The 9,498-nt window shown below is 60.3% G+C and carries 11 protein-coding genes; 8 read left to right on the top strand and 3 right to left on the bottom strand.

Annotated features, from left to right (window positions below; genetic code table 11):
- Positions 1-375 (top strand): cytochrome c oxidase subunit 3 (locus tag FH08_RS0106990; protein WP_031357642.1); only part of this gene is annotated, 375 nt, incomplete at its 5' end.
- 322 nt (positions 376-697) lie between these two features.
- On the opposite strand, the gene FH08_RS0106985 is transcribed toward FH08_RS0106990, so the two are convergent.
- Entirely contained in the window at positions 698-907 is a 210-nt protein-coding gene (locus FH08_RS0106985) for a twin transmembrane helix small protein (RefSeq protein ID WP_031357641.1), read from the bottom strand.
- A gap of 99 nt (positions 908-1,006) precedes the next feature.
- Between FH08_RS0106985 and FH08_RS0106975 the strand changes: the two genes are divergently transcribed.
- The 5 genes from FH08_RS0106975 (at position 1,007) to FH08_RS0106955 (ending at position 5,335) form a co-directional block, all read left to right on the top strand.
- Positions 1,007-1,762 carry an SURF1 family protein gene (locus tag FH08_RS0106975; RefSeq protein WP_051887834.1) on the top strand — a complete coding sequence of 252 codons (756 nt, stop codon included), beginning with the start codon at positions 1,007-1,009 and terminating at the stop codon, positions 1,760-1,762.
- Positions 1,763-1,988: 226 nt separating this feature from the next.
- Positions 1,989-2,657 (top strand): SCO family protein, encoded by a 669-nt coding sequence (locus FH08_RS0106970; protein WP_031357639.1) that lies wholly within the window; start codon positions 1,989-1,991, stop codon positions 2,655-2,657.
- Between the two features lie 24 nt (positions 2,658-2,681).
- Positions 2,682-3,827, top strand: a complete 1,146-nt coding sequence (locus tag FH08_RS0106965) for a COX15/CtaA family protein (protein WP_031357638.1) — start codon at positions 2,682-2,684, stop codon at positions 3,825-3,827.
- A gap of 6 nt (positions 3,828-3,833) precedes the next feature.
- Positions 3,834-4,739, top strand: coding sequence for a heme o synthase (gene cyoE, locus FH08_RS0106960; protein WP_031357637.1), 906 nt, complete (start codon positions 3,834-3,836; stop codon positions 4,737-4,739).
- Entirely contained in the window at positions 4,736-5,335 is a 600-nt protein-coding gene (locus FH08_RS0106955) for an SCO family protein (RefSeq protein ID WP_051887832.1), read from the top strand. The genes cyoE and FH08_RS0106955 overlap by 4 nt, the downstream gene beginning before the upstream one ends.
- A 111-nt stretch (positions 5,336-5,446) precedes the next feature.
- On the opposite strand, the gene FH08_RS0106950 is transcribed toward FH08_RS0106955, so the two are convergent.
- The gene (locus FH08_RS0106950) at positions 5,447-5,743 is read right to left on the bottom strand and encodes a YciI family protein (protein ID WP_031357635.1); all 297 of its coding nucleotides are present in this window, start codon (positions 5,741-5,743) and stop codon (positions 5,447-5,449) included.
- A 68-nt stretch (positions 5,744-5,811) separates the two neighbouring features.
- Entirely contained in the window at positions 5,812-6,723 is a 912-nt protein-coding gene (locus tag FH08_RS0106945) for a bifunctional helix-turn-helix transcriptional regulator/GNAT family N-acetyltransferase (RefSeq protein WP_051887830.1), read from the bottom strand.
- 666 nt (positions 6,724-7,389) lie between these two features.
- Between FH08_RS0106945 and nagA the strand changes: the two genes are divergently transcribed.
- On the top strand, positions 7,390-8,493 hold the full coding sequence (gene nagA / locus FH08_RS0106935) for an N-acetylglucosamine-6-phosphate deacetylase (RefSeq protein WP_031357633.1): 1,104 nt from the start codon (positions 7,390-7,392) through the stop codon (positions 8,491-8,493).
- Positions 8,486-9,493 (top strand): SIS domain-containing protein, encoded by a 1,008-nt coding sequence (locus FH08_RS0106930; protein ID WP_031357632.1) that lies wholly within the window; start codon positions 8,486-8,488, stop codon positions 9,491-9,493. The genes nagA and FH08_RS0106930 overlap by 8 nt, the downstream gene beginning before the upstream one ends.
- Positions 9,494-9,498: the final 5 nt, after the last annotated feature.

Genomic DNA, 9,498 nt, shown 5'->3' with positions numbered 1-9,498 from the left:
TCAGGCGCGACGTTGACGGTCGCTCACCATGCACTGCGCGAGAATCATCGGAACAAAACGATTATCTGGCTGGGTGCGACCATTCTGCTTGGTATGTGCTTCCTGTTCTGCCAGGGCTACGAATATTTCCACGCGTACAACGAACTGAACCTGACGCTGGCTTCGGGCGTGTACGGCTCCACGTTCTTCCTGCTGACGGGCTTCCACGGTTTCCACGTGTTCCTCGGCGGCACGATGCTTACTGTCGTTCTTGTGCGGGTGATCCGCGGGCATTTCACGGCGGAGCATCACTTTGCGTTCGAAGGCGCCGCGTGGTACTGGCACTTCGTGGACGTGGTGTGGCTTGGACTGTATGTGGTTGTGTACTGGCTGTAAGTATTCAGGCAATGTTCAGCGGGTCGGATGCGGCGGATTTAACGAACCGCTTCCGGGCCGGGACGGATGATCTGAAGTGAAGTGGATTGAAACGAAGTGAAGTCGATTAAAAAGATGCTTTGCAAAGCGCCGCCTCGACCTGACTCGGGCGGCGTTTTGCTTTTGAACGCCGCTGCGCGGAATGTTGAAGACGAGGTTTCACGCGCGATTTTGTCGCAGAGCCAGGTACAACGACCGGCTAGTATTGCGCGATCCAGGGCGAACCTTCGCGCTGCCGGAAGGGCCAACCCGGGCATAACCTAAAACGTTACTCAGACATTATTCAGCGTCCGAGCGGAATCCCGGTTGACTGTATCCAGCCCATCCAGTGCGCGAACAGGATGAAGAGGAACAACGAGATCGACAGCCCGACCCGCATGGCGAGCGACCACACCATACGCTTGGTCTTGCCCTTGTCGGTCATCATGAAGTACAGCGCCGAACCCAGGCTTCCGATGATGAGAATGAATGCAACAGCAACGAATATGTGCATGAAAACAGCCAGTTGGCCTAAGAAGTTCGATTCATCGATTATCGCACCGCAGGTAACATGCCGCGTGGGCGTTCAGGTTTTCATCGATCGGAACGCGGTATGAAAATTCGTTTCTGGCCGACGCTGATCATCCTGATCGTCATGGCGATCACGGTGCGGCTTGGCTTCTGGCAACGGGACCGCGCGCATCAGAAAGAGCAGTTGAATGCGCAGATCGTCGCATTTGAAAACGCGCCCGTGCAGCGCGTGGGCGTGACGCCAATTGCGTTGAAAGACATCAACTTTCACCGTGTACTGGCGCGTGGCACGTTCATCCCCGATCGAGTCGTTTATCTCGATAACCGGCCGTATAACGACCAGCCGGGTTTCTACGTCGTGATGCCGCTCAAGCTTGATGGCGGCGGGGTGGTCCTGGTGAATCGCGGCTGGTTGCCACGTAGTCTGGCGGATCGCACGGGCATTGAGCCGTATGACACGCCGCCCGGCGAAGTCGAGATTGAAGGCATAGCGCGGGCGAATGCGTCGCAGGCCTTCGAACTGGGGCATGGCGGTTCCGCGGCGCAGCAAAAGATTCGGCAGAATCTCGATGTCGCTGCGTACGCCGCCGAAACAGGTTTGCCGCTGCAACCGTTCGTGATTCAGCAACTGAACAACAGCGCCGACAAGCTGGTGCGTGACTGGCCGGCGCCGACCATGGGCGTGGAGACCAACTACGGCTATATGCTGCAGTGGTGGGGCATGGCGCTTGCAGCGCTCGGATTCGGGCTGTACGCCGCGAGGCGCGCGGCGAAGAACGAAGGGAAGAAGGACGACGACGGGCAGAGCGCACCGGAAACTCTGGACGGGAAGGTTTGATCCGATAACCTACTACCATCGAACAATCTTGAGCAACCTCGAGCACGACGGATTGAGTACCGTGTGTACGGGTCAGGCGGCTTAACCGACAGTGACAGGCAGGCGCGGAGTTCGGTCCAAAACCGCTCCGGCCATCAGCCGCAAACCACGCGCCAGACGCTTGAATGAACGCAACGCGTTAGAGAAGTATGCGATGCCGCAAACGAATAGAGGCAACATTTTGTCCATGCAAACTCCCCGACCGTCCGCGTCTGCCGTTCACAAGGCGCGTGCCCAGCAGCAGGAACGTACACCCGAACGCACGCCCGGCTCATGGAACAAGGGCCGCTGGATGCTGATCCTGCTCGCGGCCGTTTGCGCGGCGCCGGTCCTCGCGTCCTACTTTATGTACTACGTGGTCAAGCCGACCGGCGGCACTACGAGCTACGGAGCGCTGATCGAGCCGCAACGGCCGATTCCCGAGCAACTTGCCGTCACCGACGAACAAGGCAAACCGATGCCGCTCACCGCCCTGCGCGGTAAATGGCTGATGGTCACGGTCAACGGCGGCGAGTGCAACGAACAGTGCGTCACGCGCCTGTTCTTCATGCGGCAGGTGCGCGTGCTGCAAGGGGCGGAACGCGATCGGGTGGTCAACGTCTGGCTTCGTACCGATGACAAACCGGTGTCGAGCGTGATCCGCACGGCTTATCCCCAGCCAGACACGCGCATGCTGGTCGCCGATCCGAAGACTGTGGCGGCGTGGTTGCCGGCCGGCGCCGATTCGCAACTCACCGATCACATCTTCCTGGTCGATCCGAACGGCAATCTGATGATGCGGTTCCCGAAGAATCCGGAGCCGGAGAAAATCAAGGCGGATCTGGCGAAGCTGCTGAAGTGGTCGCGGATCGGTTGAAGGCGAGTTGAGGAAAGTGCACGCATGACTTACGTTTTACAACTCGGATTGATCGGCATCTGCATTGCGTTGTTGCCGCTTTCGTACGTGTGGGTGAAAGCCGACGACAACAAATTCCGCAAGCTCGTCTGGCTGACTACGTTCCTGACGCTTGACCTCGTGATGTTCGGCGGTTTTACGCGCCTGACCGATTCGGGTCTCGGTTGTCCTGACTGGCCGGGCTGCTACGGCACGTCGTCGCCGTTTATTGCGCATGCTGCCATTACCGCTGCCAATCAAGCGATGCCGACGGGGCCGGTGAGTATCGGCAAGGCGTGGATCGAAATGATTCACCGTTATTTCGCCATGGCGATCGGCGTATTGATCATCGCGCAGGTCCTGATTGCATGGACGGCGCGTTTGAAGCGTCGGCCGCTGCACGTGTCGCCCTGGTGGCCGACCGGGATCCTGATGCTGATCGTGGTGCAGGGCGCGTTCGGTGCGTGGACGGTCACCATGAAGCTGCAGCCGGTCATTGTGACGACGCATCTGTTGCTCGGGCTGGCGTTGCTCGGCGCGCTCGGCTGGCTGGCCGCGCGCCAGACGCCGATTCCCGCTATCGATCCTGCCGCCGCTCGCTGGTTGCCCGCGGCGCTTGTCGGCTTATTGCTGCTGGTGGTCCAGATCGCGCTGGGCGGCTGGGTCAGCACGAACTATGCGGTGCTCGCCTGCACGGACTTCCCGCTGTGCAACGGCGCGTGGATTCCGCCGATGAACTTCGAGCACGGCTTCCACCTATGGCGCGCGCTTGGCATGACCGGTGACGGCGATGTCATTTCTCAGGACGCGCTCGTCGCAATTCACTGGACCCACAGGACCTTTGCGATCGTCGTCGTGCTATACACGTTGTGGCTAGCCGCAAAACTGCGGCGATTTGAGTCGTTGAGAAAACCCGCTAACGGCATCATGATCGTGATCGTCTTGCAGTTCCTGACGGGATTGTCGAACATCCTGCTGCAGTGGCCGCTGCCTATTGCCGTGGCCCACAACGGCGGGGCGGCCATCCTTTTGCTGTTGAGCGTTATGGTAAACTTTCGAATCTCTTCCAGCCGTCCCGGCCACGTTGTGGGGTCGCCTGCCACCGCCCCGCGCGACGCCGTTCCCGCAGCACTCCCGCGCCAAGCTCCGTGAGTTTCTATGGACAGCACGACACTGATTTCCCCTTCCGGTAACCGCCTCTCGCAGTACATCGCGTTGACCAAACCGCGCGTGACGCAACTCGCGGTTTTCTGCGCGGTCATCGGCATGTTCCTGGCCACGCCGGGCATGGTGCCGTGGACTGTCTTGATTGGCGGAACCGTGGGCATCTGGCTGCTGGCCGGAGCCGCGTTCGCCATCAACTGCCTGATGGAACAGAAGATCGATGCAATGATGCGTCGCACCGCGTGGCGCCCCTCCGCACGCGGCGAGATCACGCCCGCGCAGATTCTGCTGTTTTCAGCGTTGCTCGGCGGCGCCGGTATGTGGACGCTCTACACGTTCACGAACGCGCTGACCATGTGGCTGACAATCGCCACGTTCGTTGGCTACGCGGTGATTTATACGTGCTTGCTGAAACCCGCGACGCCGCAGAACATCGTGATTGGCGGAGCATCGGGTGCAATGCCACCGGCGCTTGGCTGGGCGGCCGTCACCGGCCATGTACCCGGCGACGCGTGGATTCTTGTGCTGATCATCTTCGTATGGACGCCGCCGCACTTCTGGTCGCTGGCGTTGTACAGGCGCAAGGATTACGAGAACGCCGGCTTGCCCATGCTGCCGAACACGCACGGCGAGAAATACACGCGCCTGCATATTCTTTTGTACACGGTGATCCTGTTTGCCGTGACCATGATGCCGTTTATCTCCGGCATGAGCGGTGTGCTCTATCTGGCGTCGGCTGTTGTGCTTGGCGGCGTTTTCCTGGGTTATGCGTGGAAGATTTATCGTGAATATTCCGATGCTCTCGCGCGCAAGACCTTCCGGTTCTCCATCGTGTATTTGTCGCTGCTGTTTGGCGCGCTGCTCGTGGATCATTACGTGCGGACGGTGATCGGTTTATGAAGTTTTCAGTTCGAGGGATCGCTGTCTGGTTGGGATTCGTTTTGGCCGCGGTGCTGCTTGCAGGATGCGATAGCAAGCCGGCGTTCACGAATCTCGACATCACCGGCAATACGCAGTTCGGCAGCGATTTCTCGTTGCCGGACACCAGCGGTAAAACGCGCACCCTGGGCGATTTCAAAGGCAAGGCCGTCGTGCTGTTCTTCGGCTACACGCATTGCCCGGACGTTTGCCCGACCACGCTCGCTGAACTTTCGCAGGCACTGCAAAAACTCGGCGACGATGGCAAACGCGTTCAAGTGCTGATGGTCACCGTTGATCCCGCACGCGATACAGCGCCGTTGCTGGGTGAATATGTGTCGGCGTTTAGCCCGACGTTCGTCGGCCTGCGTCCCGCTGATACGGCCGAACTCGTCAAGATCACGAAGGATTTTCGCGTGTATTACGCGCAGGTTCCGGGCAAGACCGCCGGCGAATACACCATGGATCACACGGCCGCGAGTTATGTCTTCGATCCACAAGGGCATCTCAGGCTGTTCGCACGCGACGGGCAGGGCGTGGACACGTGGGTACACGATCTGAAGTTGCTGCTCGACTAAGCGGACGTTTGCTTCAAGAACGCCAAGGCCGTTTCAACTCACGTTGAAACGGCCTTTTTCATGGCTGTCCGGACCCCAAAACCTTCCAGGAAGATCGATCGAGGAAAACGGTCACAACCACGGCGATTGCGGCAAATTCAGATCCGGTGCAAGCCGCGTGGCCTTGAACTCGATGATGTCGTAGTGCGCGAGCCGCTGCTGCGAGAACGGGTCTTCCGCAATGATCGCGTCAAGCCGGTCACGATCCATGCTCGCAGCCAGGATGATGCCGCCGTCGCGCGGTACTTTGGGTCCCGCGATGATAAACGCGCCCGCGTCGAACTGCCGTCCGAGATAAAGGCGATGAGCTTCGAGCGCGTCGTCGATTTCAGCGAGCGCGCCGGTGTAGCGTAGATGGATGACGTACATGGGCGATTTCAACCGATAGAGGACGGGCCTCAATCTTAAGCCCGCGCAGTCGCCTCGGTGCGCAGGCTTTAATTGGCGCAGGTTTCTTCCAAGCGTTTCTCCCATTCCCCCTGACCGCTTACCTCCTCGAAACCAAACGGCCGGAGTAGAGGGCCAACCGGAGCCGGATTCAGATCGGTCGCGCAGACGATGCGGTCATATCCGGACTCGGTGGCAAACGTCACGCATGCGTTGACCAATCGGCGGGCGATACCGCCTCGCCTCACACCCGGCTCCATGAACAACGCCGAAATCCGCGCACTCCCGGCTGACATGCCTATCAGCAGGCTCGCGCCTACGCCGACGCCATCCTGCTCAGCGATCCAGCACGCATTGCGCCCCGGATCGGGTGCAGTCAGGTAATCCGCTACGACCATCGCTGTACGAATTTCCCGCTCACGTTGCGCTTGCACTCCACCGGCGGCGAGTTGCGCCTCACGCTCGACGATCCAGCCGAAATCACCCGGTCGCGGACCGCGCAGCCGAACACGCTGCGTGGCGCCGTTCGGACCGAGCAGGCGCTGGACGCAACCCATCGATGCAAGCAATTGCGCGCGTTCGTCCGGCGTCATTGCGTTCAGCGTCGCAGAAACGTCGTCGCGCACGTGTGTGCTTACCGCAGCCAGCGCCGTTTCTCCGGCTGCGGTCAATGAAACCTGGTTGCGGCGGGCATCGCCGGAAAATGGCTGCCGCTCGATCAATCCGGCGCACTCGAATTGCGTCAGCATCCGGCTCAGATAACCGGTATCGAGCCCGAGCGTGCGCGAGATATCCGCTGCCGTGCATGTGCCCGCATGCATGACAGCAAACAAAACGCGCATTTCCGTCAGCGACAGCGCGCTGTGCTCGACCAACTCATGGGGTGCCCTGACATGGCACGCGTAAAACCATTGGAAGCGGCGCACCGCATCTGTCAGGCCGCCGTTCATGGAACTGTCCATATCCACCTCGCTCTCTCGTTTTTATGCCGTTCACCGTTTTCCCCGGCGAATCGATCGAGGCTATTGTGCCGAATAAAAGCATGATCGTGCAGAAGAGCATTGACGGCACCTCCTGCGGCGGCCGAAGGGCGACTATAGTGTGCAGACCAGACGCGTTGAAGTGGGCTGCATTCAAGGGTAATTACTGATATGAGCGCGCCTGCGAAATAAATTTGAGATGCGTTCAACCTATTGATAATTAACAAGTTTGTGGAGGATGAGCTAATTGATTTTGAAAATTGACTGGTATTATTTTGGTTATATAATGGGCTCGCCAAAGACGTCGGCTTTGTGACCATTCCTATGCATAATCGCTCGTCGGAGCGATCGTAAAAATTGGTCGCATAGCGTCAATTAATGTGTCCGGCTGGCATCGTGTTCCAGTGTTGTTCGTGCGGTAAGCATCGCGCCAGAGTCCCTTCACTACCGGACCGGCGAGACGTCGAAACAGGCGTCGTAAAACAATTCCAGAGGCGAAAAACGCCATCGCAGGAGGTCACCGGGGAAACGTTTTATCGGCGACTTTCGCCCTGCTCGCAGCGGGTGCGACGGTTGATGGAGCTTCATCATGCGCACGGCGCGCGCCTTCAGACGCGTGCCTCGCTGTAGGTTTCACGAGAGAGATTCATGCTGAAAGGAAACATCCTCACGACCGACGGCTGGATATACGGCTCGGTCGAGTTTGCGAACGGACGGGTGACCACGATCGAAGGCGCTCGCGTGGACCCGAAGACCAATGATGCGCCGTACATCCTGCCGGGCTTCGTCGACTGTCACGTGCACGGCGGCGGCGGCGCGGACATCATGGAAGGCGGCGACGCCGCGAGTACCGTTGCACGCGAGCACGCGAAGCACGGCACCACCAGCATGCTCGCCACCACCATGACCGCTCCACGCGACGAACTCATGGCGGTCGTCGCAGGTCTCGGCGAACAATCCATCCGCCGCGCGTCGGGTGGCGCACGCGTGCTTGGCGTGCATCTGGAAGGTCCCTACATCAATCCCGGCAAGCTTGGCGCGCAACCGGATGCGGCGGCCGTTGCCGTGCGCGACGAAGTGCTGAAGTACTTGTCGCTCGCGCCCATCCGCGTGGTGACCATCGCGCCGGAAATCTCCGGGCATATTGAAGTGATCCAGGAAATGGCGGCGCGCGGCGTGCGCGTGCAAGTGGGCCATTCGCTTGCTACTTACGAAGACGCCGTCAACGCGCTCAAACACGGCGCCCGTGGTTTCACGCACTTGTTCAACGCGATGTCGCCGCTGCATCACCGCAATCCCGGCGTGGTCGGCGCGGCGCTCGCGCATGCCGAGTACGCTGAACTGATCCCCGATCTTATCCATGTGCATCCTGGTGCGATTCGCGCTGCGCTGCGCGCCATTCCCCGCCTGTATGTAGTCACCGACAGCACCTCGGCGGCCGGCATGCCCGACGGCGAATATCGACTGGGCAGCCAGCACGTCACGAAGTGCATGGGCGGCGTGCGTCTCGCCGACGGCACGCTCGCCGGCAGCACGCTGACCATGGATCAGGCGCTGCGCAATCTTGTCTCCATCGGCTTGCCGATGGCGGACGTTTCCAATCGCCTGTCACGCTACGCCGCCGATTATCTCGGCCTTGAAGACAGAGGCCGGATCGCGCGTGGCGCGTGGGCGGACCTCGTTGTATTCGATCGCGAACTTGCGTTGACGGCAACTTATGTAGAGGGTGAATCAATTGTCGAATATGCTTGATGAGGCGCTGGCTTCCGCCGACGTGGTGGTTGCCCAGCTCGCCGATACTTCCCACATTGAAGCACTCGCCGCACGGCTTGCCGAAGAGCCGCGCCATGTTGCGCTGACCGTCGCGCGCGGTTCATCGGATCACGCCGCCAGTTACTTCGCAGGCCTGACGATGAGCCGTATTGGCGTGCCGGTCGCTTCGTTGCCCATGTCGGTTGCGACCTTGCAGCAAGCGCCTTTGCGCGTGAAAGGCCAACTGGCCGTGGCGTTCTCGCAGTCCGGCAAGAGTCCCGATCTGATCGGCACGATGCAGGCGTTGCGTGCTGCCGGCGCGCTGACCGTGGCGGCGGTCAATGCGCCCGGTTCGCCGCTCGCCGAAGCGTGTGAATGGAATCTGCCGCTGCTGGCTGGGCCGGAATTGTCGGTGGCCGCGACTAAAAGCTATATCGCGATCTTGTCGCTGTCGGCCATCGTAATCGCGCATGTGCAGAAAGATGTCGAGTTGCTGAACGCGCTGAAAACGCTGCCCGACGCATTGCGCGCGGCGGGCAAGCTCAACTGGTCGCACGCTGTCGATGAACTGAAAAACGTCGACCGCATGATCGTGATCGGCCGTGGACTCGGTCTCGCGATTGCGCAGGAAGCGGCGCTCAAGCTGAAAGAAACATCGGGTATCCAGGCCGAAGCGTTCTCGAGCGCGGAAGTGCGGCACGGACCCATGGAGCTTATCGGCGAAGACTATCCGCTGCTCGTGTTCGCACCGCGCGGTCCGGAGCAGGCCGGGTTGATCCAGCTTGCCCGCGACATGCGCGCCCGTGGCGCACGCGTGTTGCTTGCCGCACCTGCCGATGTGCCCGAAGCCACGTTGCCGCTGGTCGAGACCGCTCATTTCGCGCTCGATCCGATCGCTGCAATCCTGTCCTTCTATGTGATGGCCGACGCCCTGGCTGCCGCGCGCGGGCGCAATCCCGACGCGCCGCGCCATCTGGCGAAAGTCACCGAAACCCGTTAATCGAG

Origin of the sequence: Caballeronia sordidicola (assembly GCF_000729995.1) — a bacterium.
Lineage (GTDB): Bacteria > Pseudomonadota > Gammaproteobacteria > Burkholderiales > Burkholderiaceae > Caballeronia > Caballeronia sordidicola_A.
Note: the sequence above shows the minus strand (reverse complement) of the source record. Positions and strands in the feature narration are given on the sequence as shown.